Source organism: Lactobacillus sp. RTP31084st1_F9_RTP31084_210423, assembly GCF_040919545.1.
GTDB classification, from domain to species: Bacteria; Bacillota; Bacilli; order Lactobacillales; family Lactobacillaceae; genus Lactobacillus; species Lactobacillus paragasseri.
Genome location: NZ_JBCOVH010000002.1, coordinates 96,771 through 118,302, shown reverse-complemented (window position 1 = coordinate 118,302; position 21,532 = coordinate 96,771). Strand labels below are relative to the sequence as shown.

General features: G+C 35.0%; 23 protein-coding genes. 3 read left to right on the top strand and 20 right to left on the bottom strand.

Translation table 11 applies throughout. The annotated features are described in order from the left end of the window. Positions 1–9: 9 nt before the first annotated feature. The 13 genes from nrdG to AB5359_RS05845 all read right to left on the bottom strand — a co-directional run bounded on the left by nrdG (position 10) and on the right by AB5359_RS05845 (position 13,440). Positions 10–723 (bottom strand): anaerobic ribonucleoside-triphosphate reductase activating protein, encoded by a 714-nt coding sequence (gene nrdG, locus AB5359_RS05905; protein WP_003649601.1) that lies wholly within the window; start codon positions 721–723, stop codon positions 10–12. Further along, the gene (nrdD, locus tag AB5359_RS05900; RefSeq protein ID WP_048685730.1) at positions 723–2,933 is read right to left on the bottom strand and encodes an anaerobic ribonucleoside-triphosphate reductase; all 2,211 of its coding nucleotides are present in this window, start codon (positions 2,931–2,933) and stop codon (positions 723–725) included. The genes nrdG and nrdD overlap by 1 nt, the downstream gene beginning before the upstream one ends. Before the next feature lie 229 nt (positions 2,934–3,162). Then, positions 3,163–3,552, bottom strand: a complete 390-nt coding sequence (locus AB5359_RS05895) for a hypothetical protein (RefSeq protein WP_048685732.1) — start codon at positions 3,550–3,552, stop codon at positions 3,163–3,165. 109 nt (positions 3,553–3,661) lie between these two features. After that, positions 3,662–4,993, bottom strand: coding sequence for a carboxylate--amine ligase (locus AB5359_RS05890; protein ID WP_003649604.1), 1,332 nt, complete (start codon positions 4,991–4,993; stop codon positions 3,662–3,664). A gap of 29 nt (positions 4,994–5,022) precedes the next feature. Further along, positions 5,023–6,972, bottom strand: a complete 1,950-nt coding sequence (gene asnB, locus AB5359_RS05885; RefSeq protein ID WP_048685734.1) for an asparagine synthase (glutamine-hydrolyzing) — start codon at positions 6,970–6,972, stop codon at positions 5,023–5,025. A 60-nt stretch (positions 6,973–7,032) separates the two neighbouring features. After that, the gene (locus AB5359_RS05880) at positions 7,033–8,427 is read right to left on the bottom strand and encodes a metallophosphoesterase (RefSeq protein WP_048685735.1); all 1,395 of its coding nucleotides are present in this window, start codon (positions 8,425–8,427) and stop codon (positions 7,033–7,035) included. Positions 8,428–8,478: 51 nt separating this feature from the next. After that, positions 8,479–8,961: a hypothetical protein gene (locus AB5359_RS05875; protein ID WP_003651367.1), complete on the bottom strand. Its 483-nt coding sequence runs from the start codon at positions 8,959–8,961 to the stop codon at positions 8,479–8,481. A gap of 152 nt (positions 8,962–9,113) precedes the next feature. After that, positions 9,114–9,926 (bottom strand): phosphonate ABC transporter, permease protein PhnE, encoded by an 813-nt coding sequence (gene phnE, locus AB5359_RS05870; RefSeq protein WP_020806627.1) that lies wholly within the window; start codon positions 9,924–9,926, stop codon positions 9,114–9,116. Beyond that, the gene (gene phnE, locus AB5359_RS05865) at positions 9,926–10,729 is read right to left on the bottom strand and encodes a phosphonate ABC transporter, permease protein PhnE (RefSeq protein WP_003649608.1); all 804 of its coding nucleotides are present in this window, start codon (positions 10,727–10,729) and stop codon (positions 9,926–9,928) included. Before phnE (AB5359_RS05865) ends, phnE (AB5359_RS05870) begins: the two co-directional genes overlap by 1 nt. Continuing rightward, on the bottom strand, positions 10,722–11,507 hold the full coding sequence (phnC, locus tag AB5359_RS05860) for a phosphonate ABC transporter ATP-binding protein (protein ID WP_003651369.1): 786 nt from the start codon (positions 11,505–11,507) through the stop codon (positions 10,722–10,724). Before phnC ends, phnE (AB5359_RS05865) begins: the two co-directional genes overlap by 8 nt. Positions 11,508–11,614: 107 nt before the next feature. Next, complete coding sequence (locus tag AB5359_RS05855; protein WP_003649610.1) at positions 11,615–12,544, bottom strand: phosphate/phosphite/phosphonate ABC transporter substrate-binding protein; 930 nt, start codon at positions 12,542–12,544, stop codon at positions 11,615–11,617. 73 nt (positions 12,545–12,617) lie between these two features. Then, complete coding sequence (locus tag AB5359_RS05850) at positions 12,618–12,764, bottom strand: hypothetical protein (RefSeq protein ID WP_003649611.1); 147 nt, start codon at positions 12,762–12,764, stop codon at positions 12,618–12,620. 181 nt (positions 12,765–12,945) lie between these two features. Beyond that, entirely contained in the window at positions 12,946–13,440 is a 495-nt protein-coding gene (locus AB5359_RS05845; RefSeq protein ID WP_020806628.1) for a universal stress protein, read from the bottom strand. Positions 13,441–13,613: 173 nt separating this feature from the next. Here AB5359_RS05845 and AB5359_RS05840 point away from each other — a divergent pair, with 173 nt between their 5' ends. Together AB5359_RS05840 and AB5359_RS05835 are read left to right on the top strand one after the other, a co-directional pair. Then, positions 13,614–14,417, top strand: coding sequence for a tyrosine-protein phosphatase (locus AB5359_RS05840; RefSeq protein WP_048685740.1), 804 nt, complete (start codon positions 13,614–13,616; stop codon positions 14,415–14,417). Between the two features lie 6 nt (positions 14,418–14,423). Continuing rightward, a complete protein-coding gene (locus AB5359_RS05835) occupies positions 14,424–15,149 on the top strand; it encodes a GntR family transcriptional regulator (RefSeq protein ID WP_048685742.1) in 726 nt (241 codons plus the stop codon). Between the two features lie 46 nt (positions 15,150–15,195). Here the strand turns inward: AB5359_RS05835 and AB5359_RS05830 are convergent, their stop codons facing one another. Next, positions 15,196–15,756, bottom strand: a complete 561-nt coding sequence (locus AB5359_RS05830; protein ID WP_048685744.1) for a PTS sugar transporter subunit IIA — start codon at positions 15,754–15,756, stop codon at positions 15,196–15,198. An 84-nt stretch (positions 15,757–15,840) separates the two neighbouring features. On the opposite strand from AB5359_RS05830, the gene AB5359_RS05825 reads away from it, so the two are divergent. Further along, complete coding sequence (locus AB5359_RS05825; protein WP_003649616.1) at positions 15,841–16,317, top strand: nucleoside 2-deoxyribosyltransferase; 477 nt, start codon at positions 15,841–15,843, stop codon at positions 16,315–16,317. Positions 16,318–16,410: 93 nt separating this feature from the next. Here the strand turns inward: AB5359_RS05825 and AB5359_RS05820 are convergent, their stop codons facing one another. From AB5359_RS05820 to AB5359_RS05795, 6 genes are all read right to left on the bottom strand, one after another. After that, a complete protein-coding gene (locus AB5359_RS05820; RefSeq protein ID WP_048685746.1) occupies positions 16,411–17,424 on the bottom strand; it encodes a lipocalin/fatty acid-binding family protein in 1,014 nt (337 codons plus the stop codon). Between the two features lie 20 nt (positions 17,425–17,444). After that, on the bottom strand, positions 17,445–18,635 hold the full coding sequence (locus AB5359_RS05815) for a zinc ribbon domain-containing protein (protein ID WP_048685748.1): 1,191 nt from the start codon (positions 18,633–18,635) through the stop codon (positions 17,445–17,447). Between the two features lie 175 nt (positions 18,636–18,810). Further along, a complete protein-coding gene (locus tag AB5359_RS05810) occupies positions 18,811–19,197 on the bottom strand; it encodes a hypothetical protein (protein ID WP_144841816.1) in 387 nt (128 codons plus the stop codon). Between the two features lie 180 nt (positions 19,198–19,377). After that, positions 19,378–19,776, bottom strand: coding sequence for a PTS sugar transporter subunit IIA (locus AB5359_RS05805; RefSeq protein WP_003647965.1), 399 nt, complete (start codon positions 19,774–19,776; stop codon positions 19,378–19,380). Between the two features lie 23 nt (positions 19,777–19,799). Beyond that, positions 19,800–20,627, bottom strand: a complete 828-nt coding sequence (locus tag AB5359_RS05800; protein WP_368279825.1) for a PTS system mannose/fructose/sorbose family transporter subunit IID — start codon at positions 20,625–20,627, stop codon at positions 19,800–19,802. After that, a complete protein-coding gene (locus AB5359_RS05795) occupies positions 20,614–21,531 on the bottom strand; it encodes a PTS sugar transporter subunit IIC (protein ID WP_020806634.1) in 918 nt (305 codons plus the stop codon). Before AB5359_RS05795 ends, AB5359_RS05800 begins: the two co-directional genes overlap by 14 nt. Position 21,532: the final 1 nt, after the last annotated feature.

Sequence of the window (21,532 nt, the reverse complement as noted above, 5' to 3'; positions counted from 1 at the left end):
CTATCAAACTTATCTAACTAGCTTGTCCCAAATAATGACTTTCTTAGCTTTAAGAGACTTTTGAACATCGATAATTCTTTGGTTACTTGAACCACGAAACTGTAAAGTAAGATCCTTTAAGTCATCCATAAAGCGGCCATCAACCAGAATATCAATTTTTGAAAGCATTTCTTTCTTATCTGGCGTTTCTTTTTGGAGTTCATCCCAAGTATAACCTGACCAAGACCAAATATCTTTAGTATGTCCGAATTCTTTGCGCACCCGGTTTATCAATTTTAAACAAACCCAAGTATTCAAAAATGGTTCTCCGCCTAATAAAGTCAATCCTTGCACATAAGATTGAGACATATCTTCAATAATTTTATCTTCTAACTCTTGGGTATAAGGACGTCCATAATTAAAGTTCTGCGCTGCCAAATTATAGCAGCCAGGGCAATCAAATAAACATCCGCTTACATATAAACTGCATCTAACGCCTTCCCCATCAACAAAGTTAAATGGTTTATAGTCCGCAATTTTATGCTTAGAATATTCTTCCGATATCCATTCTTGTGGTTTAGGATTTTTAGGTTTCCTATGTTGCTGCTTTAATTTTTTAGCATGTTCAACTTGCGGCTTATATTGGTTAGAATCAACAAAAATTGTATCGCCGCCAACATTAACTTTAATTAAGTTACCTCGAACATCAGGACCTTCTTGACTGTTTTTATCTTTTTCTGGCATTAATATTCGTCATTCTTTCTAACTTCATCCTTAGCCATTTTTTCTTCCATTCCTAAGTTCAAGTGCTTTACACGGTGAACAATTTCTTCGTGACGACCATGAACCATCGGACGCTTCAAAGGATTACCAAGATAGCCACAAGTACGTTTTACACAATCACAAGTTTCTGGGTCGTGGTTGCCGCATTGAGGACATTCAAATCCTTTAGCAGTTGCCTTAAATTCACCCTTAAAACCACACTTATAGCATTGATCAATTGGAGTGTTAGTTCCTAAGTATCCTACCTTGTCATAAGCCCAATCCCAAACAGCTTCTAAAGCCTTAGGATTTTGTTTAAGGTTTGGGTACTCACAATAGTGAATAAAGCCACCAGCCGCATAAAATGGATATGGTGCTTCAAAGGCTAATTTTTCAAATGGAGTTGGGTGTTTTCTAACATCATAGTGGAAAGAATTAGTGTAGTACTCCTTGTCAGTAATATCTTTCACTTTACCGAATTTCTTAGTATCTAAACGGCAAAATCTATCAGTTAAACTTTCACTTGGAGTTGAGTAAACACTGTAATGGTAGTGATTTGGATCTTCTTTTTCCCACTTAGCGCAGTAGTCATGAAGCTCTTTAACAATATTAATTGTAAATTGATGAGCTTCTTCATTGTGTTCCCAGTTTGGCCCGTAAAAAACGGTACCGACTTCATATAAGCCGATATAACCTAAAGAAACAGTACAACGACCATTTTTAAATAAGTCATTTACATTATCTTCTGCATTCAGACGCTTTCCAAAAGCACCATATTCGTAAAGAATTGGGGCATTATCAGGACCGGCTTCAGTACAACGCTTAGCCTTAATTTGTAAAGCTTCATGCGCTGTTTGAACTTTTTCTCTAAAGATTTGCCAGAATAAATCTTTGTCACCCTTTGATTCCATTGCAATTCTAGGTAAATTCAAAGTAACAACACCTAAGTTCATTCGACCAGAATTTACTTCCTTACCAGTTTCTGGATCTTTCCAGCCCTGTAAAAATGAACGACAACCCATTGGAGCCTTAAATGAACCTGTGATTTTCTTAATCATGTCATAGCTAACAATATCTGGGTACATCCGCTTAGTTGAACATTCTAAGGCTAATTCCTTAATATCGTAGTTTGGATCGCCAGGATGTAAGTTAAGCCCCTTCTTTAAGGTGAAAACTAATTTAGGAAAGATAGCAGTTCTTTTATCTTTACCTAAACCTTCAATTCTAATCTTCAAGATAGCCTTTTGAATTTCGCGCTCAATCCATGAAGTTCCTAACCCAAATCCTAAAGTAGTAAATGGAGTTTGTCCCTGACTTGAAAATAAGGTATTAATTTCGTATTCAAGAGCTTGCATAGCATCGTAGATGTCTTTCTTAGTTCTCTTGATTGCAAAAGCCTTGATTTTTTCTTCATCATCAAAAAATTCGCGCGCTTCATTAATATTCTTATGGTAATTCTTTTCAGCATAAGGAGCTAAAACTTCATCAACTCTATCAGCTGAGCAGCCACCATATTGACTGGAAGCTACATTAGCAATAATTTGCGACATTTGCGCCGTAGCAGTTTCAATTGAATGAGGAGACTCAATATTGGCATTTCCAATCGTAAAGCCATGACTAAGCATTTCTTTAAAATCAATCAAACAGCAATTAGTTAACGGGCTAAGTGGAGTATAGTCTAAATCATGCCAGTGAATATCGCCGCGTAGATGCGCCTTAGCAATATGTTCAGGCATCATTGTCAATCCAATCGTCTTACCAACAACACCAGCAGTTAAATCACGCTGAGTTGAAAAAACACGTGAGTCTTTATTGGCGTTTTCATTAACAATCGTTGGATCATGGTGGACTAAACGATCCAGACGGTTGGTAGTTTCCGTTTGCTTTTCAAAATTAGCTTCGTCTTCCCTGCGATAATCTACGTAAGCATTGGCTTCATCATCAAATCCTAGTTCTGTTAAAGTTTGGACAAAGGCATCTGCAATATCTTTCGTAGAAGTTTGTTTTACACCATTTAATTTTTTCAAAATAGAAGGTAAAATATCTGCTTCATGTTCTGTAAGATGCAAGTTGTCTAAGACCATTTCAATTTTGTAAAGAGCAAAAGGATAGATGCTACCATCTCTTTTAATGGCTGTTTCTGGAAGGGTCATTTGAGTAATTGATTTAATTTGAGCATCTTGTTGTAACATGGTCATTCTCTTCTTTCACAATATGTATGGTTATATTCTACCAAAAACTACATGATATTGTAGGTATTGACTTTTCAGAACATATATATTGTATTTAGCAAAATTCACGTCAGACAAGAAAGAAGAGAATTTTAAACTTTTTCTATAATCAGTAAAGTAGAAAATTATTAGCAAATAATAAGCCACAATTTATTGGACAAAAAAAGAGCTGAATTTCAGCTCTCTTTTATCATCTAAGAAAATTAATTAAGCCAGTAATTAAAATTACTGTGCTAATCAAATAGGTTTGCCAAACAGCAATGTTACTATCATCCTTACCTAATTTCTTCGCCATTTGGTGCCCACGACGATACATTAAAACTGCCACGACCACTAGAATAATTCCCAAAATTATGTAAAAAATTTTAGGAAGTGTCAATGAAGTATTCCCCATCATAAACATAGCTGACACGACAATTAATATCCCACTAAAAAACGTTCCAAAATAAATCACATAAGGTGCAGTTGGCATTTCTTTAGTTTTTTTATCCCATTTATAAAATCTAAAAGTACGGTACAGCTCAAAAAATCCTAGTAACATCGTTACTATGCATAGAGCCATTAATCCCCAGTCAATCATTCTATTTTCCTACTTTCTCAAGTAGCTTTCCTATCATCTTTATTTTAATACTTTTAGATACAAAAATACCCTCTAAGCAATCTCATTCTACTTAGAGGGTATTTCTTAACTAAATTTCATTTTCATGGTTTTCTTGTTGACCATCACGAAGTGCTTGTTTTTTTAACTTCTTAGCTTCTTCTTCAAAATATTGTCCCTTATTTACCTCATAGTACTTCTTGTATCTAGCATAGTAGTTGTGGAACATATAACGCATTAATAGCCAACGTTTGAAACTCCGATCTTTATCATAAAAGACAGTAGTACCATAATGACCTTCATCAATTAATTTTTCAGCTAAACGCTTTGAGCCGTTATCATAAGCATATTCCTTAAAGATTTTCTTAGGAACCCCAAGCCAAAGCATGTAGTTAGCACCATCTTTGTTGCCGTATACAGTTGGCTTATCTTTTAAATTATCTTCTACATAATCATCTACATACCACTTAGCCAAGTTATAGCCATTTAAAGTTACATAGAAACTTGAACGACCTTGACGCAAGTTAATTTCAAAGAACTTGTATTCTCCATCTCTTGGATCATATTTAATGTCAAAATTGGCCATTCCTGTATAATTCAACTTCTCAAGGAATGATTGAACTGTATCATAAAGTTTTTGACTAAATGCTGGCAAAATTGCCATGTAGTTACCGATTGATTGTGGAGTAGGGTCTTCAAGAAGTGGATGGCCTAGACACATCATCTTAACCTTGTGGTCTTTATCAACGTAGGCATTAAGAACACGCATGTTAGAATCATCGCCTGGGATAAAGTCTTGCAAAATCAAGTCTTCAGTATAACCGTTAGTATAAATCTTGCCCACAATATCGACTAATTCAGTCTCATCGTGAATAGTAAATGCCTTTTTACGGCCTTCAAATTGACAATTTAACCAAGAAACAGGATCTTCTGGCTTTAATTCAATTGGATAATCAAATGGTAAATTTAAGTAATTTTCAGCCTTGTAGTCATCCATGGTCACAATCTTAGTATGTGGATATGGAAGACCATATTTTTCAGCAATTTCGTAGAATCCCTCTTTAGAAATTAACTTCTCTAGCAAGTCATAATCAATATAAGGAACAACGAAAGTATCCTTTAATTCATCTTTGTGCTTAGCAAGTAATTCTGCATATCCATCCCCACAAGCGATTAAAATAACTGGTTCTGGGTGATTCTTGTATTCTTCAATTTTCTGCTTCATTACGTTCATAAAGCCTGGATCTTCTTCAAAGCCTTCATGAACTTCCACATCAACAATTTTAGAGTAACGCGTTGCTGCTAATTGGCTAGCTGCCCATGCTTGAACCTTAATTCCATAGGCTTCATTGAATGAACGTGCCATTCCATAAACATTGATGTCGCTACCTAATAAAATAGGAGTAAATTTTGCTTGTACCATTTCGTATCCGTACTTCTCTCTAACTTTAATTAAACAAGTCTGCCACTTTCAATTAACTCTGCAACCTCTGGTTGAACATGCTGATACTTTTTAACAGTTTCATCATAGTCAACAAAGAACAACTTGTACCATACTAAGAAAGTGTAAATTGCCCAGATTTGACGACGAGCTGAGCCATCGCCTTTGTAGTTATCATCAAGTAATTTAACAATCTTCTTTTGGTCAAAAATATCATTTACAAAGTCTTCAGTAAACAATTCTCTAACTTGCTTATAGAATCTAGGCTCCTTAAGCCATTGCTTGATTGGTGTTGGGAAGCCAAGCTTTGGTCTTTGTGCCCATTCTTCTGGCAAGACTTTTTCAGAGGCCTTACGAAGAGCATATTTAGTATCATGACGGTTAACTAAATACTTAGTTGGAATTGAGTTAGCAAGCTCTGCAATCTTCTTATCAAGATATGGCACACGTAACTCTAATGAGTGAGCCATTGAGATCTTATCTGCTTTTTGCTCAATATCATTAAGCATAAAGTGGTGAAGATCAATATATTGCATTTGCTTAACTTCATCAATATTCTTAACTTTCTTGAAGTCTTCTTGATAAATGCCATTAACTGTCAAATCATTCTTGTACTTATCACGTAAGATATTATTAGCATCTTTAGAAGTAAAGATAGTCGGATAATCCATATCATAAATTACGGATTGACCAACGTAAAACTCGCTTGGTTCTGCTAAGTTAGTGTACATATGTACCTTACCTGGGAAGTTAGGCATCTTCTTAATCTTATGAGCTAAGCGAACACGGCTCTTCTTAGGTAATTTCTTCAAACCGGCAGTAAAGACCTTGATTACGTCGTTATGCGTATGCATTCCATAGTTTACATAACCAGCAAATAATTCATCAGCACCTTCACCAGAAAGAGCAACAGTAACATGCTTTCTAGCCAATTTACACAAGTACCATAATGGAATAATTGATGGGTTAGCATCTGGTTCATCCATGTGATATTGCATTTCTGGAAAGTCGCGCATGGCTTCATCTGCATCAACCTTATCAGCGAAGAACTTCCAGCCATGTAAATCAGAAAGTGCCTTAGCCTTCGATGCTTCGTTATAAGTTGAATCATCAAAAGAAACTGAAAAGACATCTTCAGGATCAAGTAAGCTAGTTAAGTAAGAAGAATCAATACCTTCAGATAAGAACGCACCAACTGGTACGTCAGCGTTTCTATATAAGTCAACAGTTTCCTTTAAATCTTCGTTGATCTTATCTAAAGTTTCGTCAAAGCTTAAGCTATTCTCAACATACTTAGCATCCCAGTATTGATGAGTCTTCATTTTACCATCTTTATATTCAAACCAGTGACCTGCTGGGAAGCGGTAAACACCCTTAAAGAAAGTTTCCTTTAAGTCATTGTATTGATTCATTAAGTATGGCTTAACTGCTTCAGTATTTAATTCCTTCTTAAAGCCAGGATAAGCTAAGAAACTCTTCAATTCACTACCAACGATCAACTTACCATTTTGGTCTGAATAATACATTGGCTTAATTCCAAAGAAATCACGTGCACCATATAAAGTCTTAGTATTATCATCCCAAATTACAAAGGCAAACATACCACGAACGCGCTTCAATAAGCCGTCCATTCCCCATTCTTCATAGCCGTGAAGTAAAACTTCAGTATCAGCTTTAGTAGTAAAGGTGTGACCAGCATCAATTAATTCTTTTCTTAATGGTTTAAAGTTATAAATTTCACCATTGAAAATAATTGCTCTACTTTTATCTTCATTAAAAATAGGTTGACTTCCGCCACGCAAATCAATAATTGATAAACGTCTAAAACCTAAAGCCACCTGATCATTGGTATACTTTCCATCTGAAGATGGTCCACGGTGCTTGATCGTGTCCATCATTCCTTGAATAGCACAGTCTTTATCCTTCAATTCAGGATCGAAAAACGCACAAATTCCACACATAAGTAACTTTCACCTCAAAATAAACAGTAGTCTTATTATAAGCTATTTACATTTCAAAAACTAAATTCGATAGAATCTTCTCTTAGAAGCCGCACCATAACCAAATACCTGTAGTAAATGTCTTTTAATATCAACATTTACAATGTAGCCTGCTGCTTCATTAGCATGATCCATTTGTCTATTCCAGCGCTTATTATATTGCGTAGTAAGCGCATGGTTTGGTCCCATAAGGGCCGAACAATTAAAAAATATATATTGGATACCATTAATCCGATATTGGTCCTCAGTATGACGGTGTCCACAGAAATATGCAACTATTTTTGCATTCTTAATTTTCGTAAAATCAAAGCTATTAGCTAAGGTAAATTCAGGAGGAACGTCTCTAGAATTAAGGTATCCTTTTTCATGTTGATTAAAAGCAACCATCAATTCATGTAGCGAACGGCCATTGAATTTTAGGGCATTTGTTCCCTTGCGAGTAATAGGGTTAGCATGACTCATGAAAATAATCGTTTTACCATTTGAATTTTCAAGAATTTCGATAATTTCTTGCATCTGGTCTTCACGAATAGCTAAAGAAAGCTTCGTATCATACTTTTTCTTTCCTTGATCGTCTAATTCATAGGGTAAGTCAGAAGTATTAACGGTAATAATTCTGACATCATCTTTATCGAAGTATGCGACACCATGTTTACGCGTGATGTAATGAATGCCATCTTGTGCATACATGCTTGGCCACATAATATCTTCGAATTCATTTTCAGGAAAACTAGCCCTTAAATCATGATGTTCATCAAATTTGTCATTTTCATCATGATTCCCCTTAATCACAGCAAAATTAGTCTTTTTAGAGCGAAATGTTCGTGATAAGGAAATTAATTCGGCTTCACCTACTAAGCCTGGATCAGACCCATCCATCCAATCGCCTAAATGAGCTTTTAAGTCTAAAATGTCTTTGTCTTCAAGATAATTAAATTCCTTAACATGTCTTAAACCGTTATGGCCATAAAAATCAATACTATCAGTATCTTTATAATGAGTATCAGTTAAAACGCCAATATTAATCGAATTATAGCCTTTTCTGCTATGCTTTTTTACATAGTCGACTAATTGATCTAACTGATCTTCAACGATATAACGACGCCCGGTCCGCTTATTAACAAAGGCAGTATACCGATTTAACCTTTTATCAAACTTTCTGACATAAGCTGGTGCTAAATCAGAAGCGTTCACTGAACGCAAAGCTTGGTGCAAAACATTATCAGTATCTTTGTAAACAATAAGCTTATATTCTTCGCCATGTGGCGTGCCTTCTGGTGCTCCAACGTTATACTCACCGACAGTCATGTATTTTTGCATTCCGTCAAATGGAACATTATTTTTCTTTCGCATCATCTTCCGAGTCATCCCGGAAAACTTATCAATCATACCTTTGGTTTTGTTGATAATTTTCATGATACTCTTCCCCACTCATCACACAAAAAAGGCCTTTAATTGGCCTTGGGGTTAATTTTTTGCCAAAGCAGCTGCGGCAAGACCCAATGATAAAACCGCATCTTTAGACAAAACCTTTTTTAAGTCATCTGGAGCAATTGCTCTGACAGCACCAATAACTTTCAAACTATATAAAAGTACATGTAAGTCAGTAGCACGATCATAGCTACCATCTTGCAATGGATCTTCATGATTATAGGTTAAATTAATTTCATCCTTATCAACATAGCCATCTACATGATTAGTCAAAATGCGATCGCTTAATTCACTTAGTGGTTGATCTAAATGAAGTAGAGTTAATTTACCATCAGATTCACTGTTGTAGTATTCATCTTGAGTCATATCAAAGTATTCTTCGATTGGCTTATCAAGAATGCCTAGACTATTAATTTCATTATAAATTCTTTTGGTATTCAGGTCTTGTTGACCGTTGATAATTTTTTCTTGTGATAAAGCAATATCATCAGCCAATGTCATGGTAGTTAAATTATCCATCATTGTCCTCCTTGAAATACAACTTCCATTATAACAAAAAAGTTCTTTTTTTCCTTTACTTATCATTATTATAGGTAGATATTACAAAAAAATTTAGAATTTGACAAAAATAAAAACGAGTAGCTAAAAATTCTACTCGTTTAAATAATAAATTAGACTAATTTCTTTCGAATCCAGCCAGAAATCCAGTCAATAATGACAACCATGACAATAATACCAACTAAGATAACACCTACACGGTTCCATTGACGATATTGCAAGGCAATAATTAATGGATAACCAATACCACCAGCACCAACTAAACCTAGAATGGATGCTGAACGAATTGAAACGTCAAAGCGGTACAAAGTATTAGAAATTAAAGCTGGCATTAAGTTTGGCATTGTTGCAAACATAATAATGTTAAACTTAGATCCACCAGCTGCTGTAACAGCTTCATTAGCTCCTTCTTCAAGGTTCTCAATTGCTTCCGAGAACAATTTAGCAAGCATCCCCACGGAGTGAAAACCTAAAGCTAAAACACCGGCTGCCGAACCAGGTCCAACAGCTTTAATAAACATCAAAGCCAAAACAATTTCTGGGAAAGACCGAATAACAGCTAAAACAATTTTTCCCGAGCGGGAAGTATACCATTTTTTGTGGCGCGTGTTAGCTGCCCAGAAAGCAAAAGGTAATGAGATAACTGCAGAAATAAAAGTACCCAAGAAAGCAATACAGATTGTTTCCCATAATTGAGAAATTAGATCTTCGCCGCTTCCGTTATATACATAAGACCAATCTGGATGGAAAATACCAGCCAAAATAGCACCGGCAATTTGACCAGCAGTCGCTTTTATTCCACCAAAGTTCATTCCTACAAATGACCAAATAATTAAAGCTACAGTAACAATTGCAATTACCCAATGCTTAATTTTTTTCTTAGTGTCAATTGGTTTAGGAGGTAGTTTTTTCATTGTAGTATCCATTATTTCATCAACGCCTCCCGAGATTTAGTAGAAACATAGTCGATAAGAACTACGACGACGATAATAATCAAAATAATTAGACCAGTTTTAGCATAGTCAAAGACTTGTAGAGTTTGTTGCAAGTAAAGACCGATACCACCAGCACCGATATATCCAAGAACTGTTGAAGCTCTGACGTTAATTTCAAATGCATATAAAACATAAGAAATAAAGTAAGTAATAATTTGTGGCATCACAGCAAAATGGATAATTTGAAGCTTGTTTGCCCCAACAGCAGTTAAAGCTTCAATTGGACCTGGATCAATGGTTTCAATTGCTTCATAAAACAATTTAACAACTACACCGAAAGTAAATACTGATAAGGCTAACACACCGGCAACTGGGCCAATACCAACAATTGCAACAAAGATTGCACCCAAAAGTAAATCTGGAATAGTTCTAACAATGTTCATGATCACTCTTAAAATGCCAGTAACTGCCTTATTTTTAACAATATTTCTTGCAATTAAAAGCGAATATACAAATGCAATAGCTGAACCAATCACAGTTCCTAAGATAGCCATTTTAATTGTTTCAATTAAAAGCGGAACTGCTGTAGCAGCATATCCCCAGTCTGGGTGACACATTTGCACAAAAATATCGGTAAATTGGCTAAAGTTATTAAACAAAACGCTAATGTGCGTATTGGTTACATTTACCGAAAGAAAGAGACCTAAAACCATAATTACGACCCAAACAAGGTTCATAATTTTAAATTTCTTTTTAGGTAATTCAGCTAAATGCTGTTCCTTAGATTTAGGCATCTTCTTCCCCTTTCTTGCCGTTTCCGCCATTGTAAATATCGTCAAAGACAGCTTGAGAAGTTTCACTCATCTTGCCATCATAAACAATTTGACCGGCACGGACACCGATTACTCGATCTCCAAACTCTTTAGCAAGTTCAACGCTGTGAAGGTTAGCAACAACTGTCATACCGTATTCTTCATTAAGCATCTTTAAGTCATGCATAACTCGACGTGAAGTTTGAGGATCTAGAGAAGCTGTTGGTTCATCGGCTAAAATAATTTTAGGATTTTGAGTAAGCACACGAGCAATAGCAACACGTTGTTGTTGTCCACCAGAAAGTTGGTCTGCGCGAGTATAAACCTTATCTGCCAAATCAACACGTTGCAATGCTTCATACGCTTTTTGCTTATCTTCTTTAGTAAATAAGTTAAAAGTTGTCTTCCAAGTTGGATAATATGCAACTCGACCAGTTAAAACATTTCGCAAAACGCTTGAACGTTTAACCAAGTTAAAACTTTGGAAAATCATACCGATATCACGACGGATTTCACGCAAGTCTTTTCCTTTAGCAGACGTAATTGATTTACCATCAATTAAGATATCTCCCTTAGAAACATCTTGTAGACGATTAATAGAGCGAAGTAATGTTGATTTACCTGCACCAGATAAACCTACCACTACTACAAATTCTCCCTTATCAATATTTAAGTTAATATCCTTTAAACCAACTGTTCCGTTATCATAAATTTTGCTAACGTCTTTAAGTTGAATCATTGGCTGATTAGTAGCTGCCATTTAATCTAAATTTCTCCTTAACATATTTATATTGTTTACAGTGCATAAAAAGATAATCATCTTTTAGAGACAATTATCTTTTTACTAACTAAGCTATATTTAATTGACTATTTCTTGTCCTTGGCAATAATCTTGTCATATTTACGAACAATATCGAAGTTACTGTCTTTAGACTTAGTGTAGCCCTCGTGACTGTAAACAGATTCGATAATCTTCTTACCTTCTTTAGATTGACCAACTTCAATAAATGCCTTTGCAAGTTTCTTTTGGAATGACTTAGACATATCGCTTCTAATAGAAATAGTATCGTTAGGAATTGGCTTAGTGAAGTAAATTGGAACAACTTGGTCCATAATCTTAGGGTTATCTTTTTTAACGATGTTACGAGCATCTTCAAAAACAAATGCTGCGTCAGTATCGCCATTTAATACGTTAAGCACTGCTTGGTCGTGTCCAGTAACAGTAACTAACTTACAATCTTTTGGAACGTTTAATCCTTTTTCTTCAAGTTCAGCAACTGGGAAAACATATCCTGCTGAAGAAGTTGGGTTTTGAACTGAAATACTCTTACCCTTTAAATCTTTCCAAGACTTAATCTTAGAACCCTTCTTAACAAGAATTTCGGCTCTATAAGAGTTAACCAAGTTCTTAGTAGCTTGACCACCTGGTTGTTTTACACCGTAGCGTTGTGCTTGAAGTAAAACATTAGCTGCTCCTTGCTTGTGAGCTAATACGTAACCATCTGGTGGCAAGAAACCAACATCAACCTTTTTAGATTTCATTGCTTCAACAACAGTGTTGTAGTCAGTTGACATTGAAACATGAACTGGGATACCAAGTTTCTTTGAAAGCATCTTTTCTAAAGGCTTAGCACGAGCTTCAAGTTTATTAGCAGCTTGACTAGGTACAAATTGGATAGTTAATGACTTAGGCGTATAACCATCTTTTGAACTATTTGACTTGTTAGAACAAGCAGTTGCAACAACAGCAAGTAAAATTGCAAAAAGGCCAACCAAGACTTTTTTGAACTTTTTCATCGTTTCCTCCTAATGAAACACATTAAATGACAAATACAAAAAAAGACTCAATATGATAAGCTGACAAAAATAGCTAATCACATCGAGTCTTAAAAGTCGCTAAAAAACCAACGAAAGCGCCAACACCAATGAAGACTGATCCCCAGAAAGAACCAGCCCAAGAACGAGCCACTGAATCTTGGTTACGTTTTATAATGTTGTAATCGAAATTCACCATCATCGCTCTTCCTTCCCTAGTACTAACGTTCGTTCTTATGTATCATACCAAAAATATTCGTACTTGGGTACTATTATTTTAATGAAAGCGCTCGTAATTTTTAATTGATTGAATTGGATCGATCCACTTTATAAAAAAATCACTCCATTAGTAAATAATAGAGTGATTTTTTAATGTTCGCTTTTTAGAAATATTTTTTCTTAGGTTTTGCGACTTTTTTGTTATCAATATCAGTCTTAATAATTAAAACATCAGATAAAGCATGTTGGTTAACGTAAGCAGTAACGCTTCCCATTAGCATTCTTTCCACTGCATTCATACCAGTTGCACCCATAATAATTAAGTCATTGTGGTGGTCCTTAATAAAATCAACCGCAATGATTCTCTTAGGCGAACCGTAACGAATGTGATAAGAAACATCAGTAAAGTTAAAATGTTCCTTAGCCCATTCTTTTAAGCTCTTAAGATACTCCTCAGAATCTTGGGTCATTTGATAAATGGTGTCTCCAGAAATCAAAGTATCTTGCATTTCCCCCATGAATTGACGAGTATCGATAACGTTTAATACATCCAAGTGAGCGTTATTATCAAGAGCAATCTTTACTGCCTTATCAAATGCACGCTCTGCTGTTTCAGATCCATCAACAGGAACTAAAATATTGTTATAATCTTTTACCATAAGTAATCATCTCCAAATGGAATTTGCATCTTTACATTGTAATTTTACCATTAATTATAACAATTAATAAATTTGTTTTCTTTTTATAGATCTAATAAATCTAAAATATTTATGAAAAAATATGTTAAAGTAATAATACTGTATTTAAATAACTTTAGTGAGGAAAAATATTAATGAGCGAAAATTATGAGACAAAATTAATTGGCATCCAAAATGGTCGCAATTTCCGCGAACTTGGGGGCTATAAAACCGTATCTGGTCAAACTATCAAATACAATAAATTGCTTAGAACCGGAAATTTAGCTGATCTTTCTTCATCAGACTTAGATTTATTGCAAAAACACGGCGTAAAATATGACGTTGACTTTAGAACCGAAAAAGAAAAAACTGAGCATCCTGATCGTGTACCTGAAGGTGCAAAATATATTTTTGATCCAGTTTTCAGCGATGACTTAACTAACGCTTCTAAAGGGATTTTTGCTTTAGAAGAAAATGCGGAAAAGGATCCCGAATTCGGCTTTAAGCATATGTTCTTTGCATATGAAGATATGATTAATGGACAAACAGCTCAAAAAGCCTATCGTAAGTTTTTCGATCTTTTACTTGCTAACGATCAAGAGAAAAATGCCCTGCTCTTCCACTGTACCGCAGGAAAAGACAGAACTGGATTCGGTGCATTGCTAGTTTTATCAGCATTAGGTGTACCTTTTACTACTATCAAATATGACTACACTTTAACAAATGTTACCACGAAAGATTTCGTTGATGGAATGCTTAAGCAAGCTGCCACTGACGGCTCTAGCAAGCGCGTCTTGCAATCTATTAAGGATATTCAGTCAGTCTATCCAGAATACTTAGATAATGCCATACACGTTCTAAACCAGCAATATGGTGGAATCAATGAATACCTTCGTTCTACCATGAAGCTCTCAAGCCGTGATATCATGGATCTTAGGAGAATCTATCTTAAGGATTGATATATTATGGATATTCCAAAATATTTACAAATTGAAAACGAGCTAAAGAAAGAAATTATCTCTGGCAAATTTAAATACGGAGACAAATTCTATAGTGAAGCTCAATTAAAAGAAAAGTTTAATGTTTCATCTATTACTGTTATTAGATCTGTTAAAGATCTAGTTAAGGCAGGATACTTAGTTCGTCATCAAGGTAAAGGCACATTCATTTCACGCTCAAGAAAGGATAAATTAGTCCGTTTAAGTGATAATGAAGTTTTCTCTGATAAACAAGAAGAAGACAGAGTTAAAGTTTTAAAGCTACAAGAAGATAACCAAGCTAAAATGTTAAAAAAACTTGGTTTACCAAAATATGAGAGTTATTACTATATTGAACGCTTGCGTTTAATTGACGACGCACCTTTTATGGTGCACTGTTCTTTTATTCCAGCTAAATTCATTAATAAAAATTTAGCTAAAGATCCTAATAACTATCATAGTATTTATGAAACGCTTCAAAAAGATAAGCAATTATACTTATTCGATGAGCCCTTTACAGAAACGGATACAATTGTAAAAGCTGATAGTGAAATTAGCCAGCAACTCAAAATTGCTAAAGATTATCCCGTTGTACGCCAAGTCAAGAAAACTATTTTATCTTCTACAGGAGAAGTAGTTGAATTAGTCGTTGGCTATAAGCGTTGCGATTACTTTTCACTTTCATTCTCAAGTACTGACTATCCGGGAGTTTAATAATTTAATCTGGAGACAAAAAGAAGCTGCTAAGCAGCTTCTTTTTTTATTTCTCAGTTTCAAAATTAGTTTCTAAGAAATCATAAATTTCTTCATTTGAATCCGAATTAAATAATTCATTTAGATCATCAACTGAAGTTCCAGCTAAAAAGTCCATAATCTTAGCCAAAATAGTTGAATGCATATCTGGGTCATTATTCAAAATCAGAAATAGAAATTTTACCTTTAACTTTTCAGTTGGATTAACCATGTTATTAAAGGTTGCAGAGTTTCTAAGAGCAATTGGAACAATTAATTGAGTACTTACATAGTCTCCCTCAGTATGCGGTACAGCGACATCAGGTAATTTCCGTGATAATGGTCTCATTGAAATTCCCGTTGGGTACTTATCTTCGCGTTCAATAATATCGCCTAAAAAATCTTCTTTAACATAGCCTAAGTCATATAATTTTTGAGAAACGGTCTTGAAGATTTCATTTCGATCAGTTAGATCTGTCACAAAAACAGCTTCTGGATCGAAAAGATTTTTTTTAGTATTCGTAGTAGGTTCCGCCTTTCCTAAGCAAAAATTTCTAGTTTCATTATATAAAACCGATTTCAAAAACACAAAAGTGGGTGTTCCTTTTGTTCAAATTTTGTTAAAGTTAGTTAATGTAAAAATGTTCCACCGATAAGAAAGAAAGGTTTTTCCATGACAAAACAAAAGACAGTTTACTTTGGTGCTGGTTGGTTCACTGAAACTCAAAACAAGGCATACAAAGATGCAATGAGTGCTTTAAATGCTAACCCAACTATTGATCTAGAAAACAGCTATGTTCCACTTCAAAATCAATACAAAGACATTCGTGTTGATGAACACCCTGAATATTTACACGACAAAGAATGGGCTCAAGCTACCTACAATGGAGATTTAGTCGGAATTAAAACTAGCGACATCATGCTTGGCGTTTACGTTCCTAAAGAAGAAGATGTTGGTTTAGGTATGGAATTAGGTTATGCAATGTCTCAAGGTAAATACGTTTTACTTGTAATTCCTGATGAATTATACGGCGAATCAATCAACTTGATGAGCTGGGGTGTTGCAGACAACGTAATCAAGATGAGCGAATTAGCTACATTTGATTTCAACCGTCCAAGATACAACTTCTACGATGGTGCGGTATATTAATTAGATAAAATAAGCTGGTAGAGTTCTTTTACTCTATTAGCTTATTTTTGTACATAGATTATTATCCAAAGAACTTCTCCAATTATTCATTGGTTAATCCTCGTCATTTGTAGCAGCGCTATCAGAATCGTCATTATTTTCTAAACTAATGTCTTCTCGATAATGAAGATCATTAAATTTTTCTTTTCCATATTTTTCGGCATCGGTTTTATTTCTCCAGCCAATGCCATCTACCCAAGCCTCAGCACCGCCACCTATTACTAAAACTTTTTGTCCATGTTCTGTAGCTAAATTATAATATTCTCCAGCTCCAGCACTTTGCAACCAACCACGAACGTTAACTTTACTTTCGCCATTTTCAGATAAAACAACTACTCTTGCCCAGTCCTTCGTCAAATCTTGATAAGACGGATGATTTTGAGCATAACTGGTAAAATCAAAGTTCTTATTCATTTTATGCAATTTTTCTATAAATCCCTCACCAGTAATGGTATTCTTATCAATTATCAGTTTACTTACGCTTCCGTCACTTTCATTTGCTAAATACCATGTACCACGTAATTCATTTGGCATATCAAATAGTCCTTCATCACCTGGAACACCATTTGTAGACTTAGAATTTTTTACATTATCTTTAGACTTACTTGATGTTGAACTTTCTACTTTCTTGCTTGAAAGAAAGTCATCCAAATTAAGTTTATTCTTTGTTTTATTAAACGTTTCTGTATTCCAGTCGTCATCCCCTGATATAACCAAAGTGCTACCAGTAAGCTTAGCAGTTAAGGCACTATTTACATCATTGTCATTAAGTCTAATTATATAAGTATTTTTACCAGTTTTCTTCCAGGTTAACCGATCATCAGTATCTGAATTCTTAGGATCAGCATATACATATCTTCCAGTATGATCAGAATTAAAAGCAATTGCTGCTCCATCAGTATCATCACGATAACTTCCTACGATACTTACATTTTTATTTGTTTTACTTTGTTTAATAATTTTAGCTTGTTCATTACTGCCTTTTTCTTGCTTATAACGGCTTTGACATCCAGCCATAGCTAAAACAGCAGATCCTACTAGTAAAAAAGTAAATACTCTATTTTTCATTTTTATCTCCAAGTATTTTTTTAATCATTATTCGCAATTTCTTCAAAATGAGAAGCTAAGTCTTGGTTAGCCGTTGGGTGAACTACTACATAACCTCCATTTGTTGTCTGATCAACCAAGGCAACAGGTTCTCCATGGTAAAAACAGAACAAATAAGTTATATGATCTTCTGCACTTTTGCCATTATGATTAAAAATAGCAACCACATTATATGTATCACTGTCATTATCTTTACTAGTTACTTGCGGATTCCATTTCAATTTAATGCTGTCCATATCTTTAGGATCCCTACTATCATGATCTCCAGAGCCCAATTTAAATGGATAAGTATTTTCATTAATATCACTTGGAAAATGTTCTCCAGCTAACGTTACTAGATCATCTTTGCCATCAATATAATGCTCATACGATTGATGCATTTTCTCCCCAAATTCATCCATGTAACTAATTAGTTCATCATTTTGAGTGCTTGACCATAATTTATCTTCAGACGTAGATTGCTTAGATTTTGTTCTAGCCTTGGAACTTTGTTTCCTAGCATCTTCATCGCTATCATCTGCTTTACCAGCAACAATCGATAGATTATCATTCCAAATATTTACATTTTTATCCGTATTTTCAGATTTAATTTCTGGATAAATCTGACTTAAAACACTTCTGTTACTATAGCTAGACTTATTTCCAACATAAGTTATCTCTTTGTTATCTTTAGAAACCAAATAGCCAACCTGATCATTTATAACATATAAAGTACTTCCGTCAGTAGCACTGATTTCATAATCTCCAAAACGATATTTTGAATAACTTCTGATTGTCAAGTGACCACTTCTTAGATCATCGGCTGCTTCGCCCCATTTTTTGCCATATTTTTTATCAGCATAAAGAATTGCCCAAGCTGCTAATTGCTTACGCGGGATCTTTTTAATCTCAGCATTAGTTAGCCTTCCGTTGCCACCAATTACTGTGCTTTCCGCTGAATTTCGACCATGTTGATATAATCCCCAGCCGCCAAGAATAAGGACAAATACAGCGATAATTGCTCCAATAATGATATTTCGTTTTTGTGATTTTAATTTATTGCTGTGAATTTCACTTCTTTTAGGCATCGATTGTTTTCCAGATTTGGAAGATATAACTGACTTTCCACAATGTGAACAGAATCGATCCGTAGGCTTAATTGGTTTCCCACAATGGGGACAAAATTTATTCATATCTTGACCTTTCTAAAAGGGTAAATTATAGCGCTATCATTAAATTATTTATATTGTAACAAATTACTCGACAAAAAAAGCTGATAGAAATGAAATCTATCAGCTTTTATCACTATTAAATACTTATAAATCACTTGTACAATGCTCAGGATATAAATGTCCTAAGCATTTTTTATTATTTATAAAGATCGATTATTTTTTCTAACTCTTTATCAGAAATCAATTTCAAATTTCTAACAAATTCTGTAGCTTGCTCCAAAGTTTTACCATTATTCAGTTGATTTTCGAGAATAATTTTGGCAGAATCGGCTTTTCCTTGCTCATATCCTGCTTTCCCAGCAGCTTGTTCACGTTCTAGCATCCTTGTTTCGTAAAGCATGATCTTTTCCCTCATTTCCGGATCTTCGTTGATTTCTTTGATTCTTCTTTGCGCGTAATCGAAATATTTATTTAATTTAACTGGCTCATTATTCATCAGTTTAGCCAAGGCTTTTAAGTCTTCGCTCTGACCTTCAGCTGAAACTTGTGAATTAATAATAATCTTTGTTACGCCATCCTGCAATTGTTTTGATCTATCTTGATCAGAATAAGTATGGTACGACTCATAGAATCCTCTCTAAAAATATTTGAGGGGTTATCCCATATGTTTATTACGCATAAATCTATAAATTTTTTTATTATAAAAAACGACCCACGTGTGGTTTTACCACCGTGAGTCGTTTTCAACATCTATCTAAATAATCTATTTCTTCATGCTAGCAAGCATTTGATTGATATCCACAATTCCAGCTTTACCAGCATTAACAGCATCTGAATCATTGCCAATCATTTGACTATTGAGCCAATCAATCACCATTGCTAGGTTCATCCCTGCAACTAAATGAATATTTTGACCACCCATAATCAAACGACTAACTGTATTAGCAGGAGTACCTCCCATTAAATCAGCAAATACTGTTAAATCTTCTTCAGGAATGCCATTAATAGTATCTTGAAACTTCTTTTCAAAATCTTCAGGTCCTTCTTCAGGAAGCAAGCATACAGCATGAATATGCTCTTGGGGACCCATAATTAATTCTGCACTCTTTTTAACTTCTTCAGCCATCTTACCGTGACTGATCAATACTAATTCTTTTGCCATAATATTTTTCCTTTAATTGACTGCTAAATCTTAGCAAGAACGCCAAGAACGCCAAGACCGCCAAGAACAACTGATAGAACTAAAACAATTAAAATAGCCTTAGTTGAAGTCATCTTCTTCTTTCCAAGTAACCAGTAAACAAAGCCGACGATCAAGGCAGGTAATAACTTAGGAATGATCATATCTAAGTTGTTTTGGATATCCATCGTAACTTTACCGATTTGTGGTACCCAAGCAAACTTAACATTAACCATTGTAGCAACTAAAGCACCTACCATGAACACACCAAGTACTGTAGCAGCATCAGTTAAAGCATTCAAGCGGTCTCTCATTTCAGTAACAAGAGTTACACCCTTATCATAAGCAAAACGTAGTTGCTTCCATCTGAAGAAACAGATCGCAATTTGAGCGGCAATCCAAATAAATACACCTACTGGGTTTCCTTGTGAAGCCATAGAAGCAGCCAAGGCACCGAAGATGGTTGGAATCAAAGCAGCAAAGATTGAGTCACCAATTGCGGCAAATGGTCCCATTAAACCAACCTTCAAACCAGTAACAGTATCTTTACCTTCAACACCTTCATTTTCCTCAATGGCTAAGTCAATACCAGTGATAATTGTGTTAAAGAAGTTAGAAGTGTTAAAGAACTGTACGTGTGTCTTCATCATTTCTTGTAATTCTGGAGTATTATCGCCATAAATCTTACGAAGTTGTGGCAAGATCAAGAATAAATATCCAGTGTTTTGCATTCTTTCATAGTTCCAACCTAGTTGGAAACCAAATAAAGAACGTCTGTTAATTTGATTAAAGTCTTTGTCAGTTAATTTATATTTTGGTTTAGAGTTCATCATCGGTGATTTCCCCCTCTGAAGCTACATTAGTTGATTCTGTAGTAGCTGCGGCTTCTTTGGTTCCACCTTTACCGCTGCCACCTTTACCACTAATTTCATCCTTGTAGTGCAAGATTGCAAATGCTAATCCAATTAAAGCCATTGCAAGCATTGGCAAGCCGTTGAAAGTTGCAGTAAATGACTTGTTTGCTGCTTGAAGACCTGTACCTAAAGTTTGAATACTTGTGAATAAGACTGAGAATAAAGTAGTAAATGTGAATCCCATAATTAGGTAAGCAATGTGTTTCTTAACTGGTAAGTAGCGAAGCAAAATAGCAAAACCAACTGCAGGAAGTACCGCACCAGCTACTGTTAAACCAGTACCTAACCACTTCAAGTTTCCGTTTAATGAGTTAGCAATAGTTTGAACTAAACCACGTCCAAATGCTAAAGCAATAAATACAGGGATTGCACGAGATAAAGCCCAAGGAATTGCACCATAGAGGAAGTTTCTTTCAATACCCTTGTAGTTGTTCTCTTCAATTAAGTGGTCAATTCTGTGTGCAAAGTAAGTGTTAGCAAATCTTGCTAAAACATCCAATTGAACCATAATTGCAGCTACTGGAACCGCAATTGAAGAAATAGCTACTTGTGGGCTCATTCCTTTAATACTTACAGAGAATGCTGTTGCTAAAACTGTACCGGTAGTTGCATCAATCTTAGAAGCACCACCGAAAGTACCAACACCTAGCACAGTAAGTTGCATGGCACCACCAATAATTAAACCAGTCTTTAAATCGCCCATAACTAAACCAGCAATTAAGCCGGCACCAACTGGTGTATTCAAAGATGAATAAATTTGCAATTCATCAAGAATTTCATAACCAGCATAGAGGGTAAGTAGTAATATTTGCCACCAAGCCATC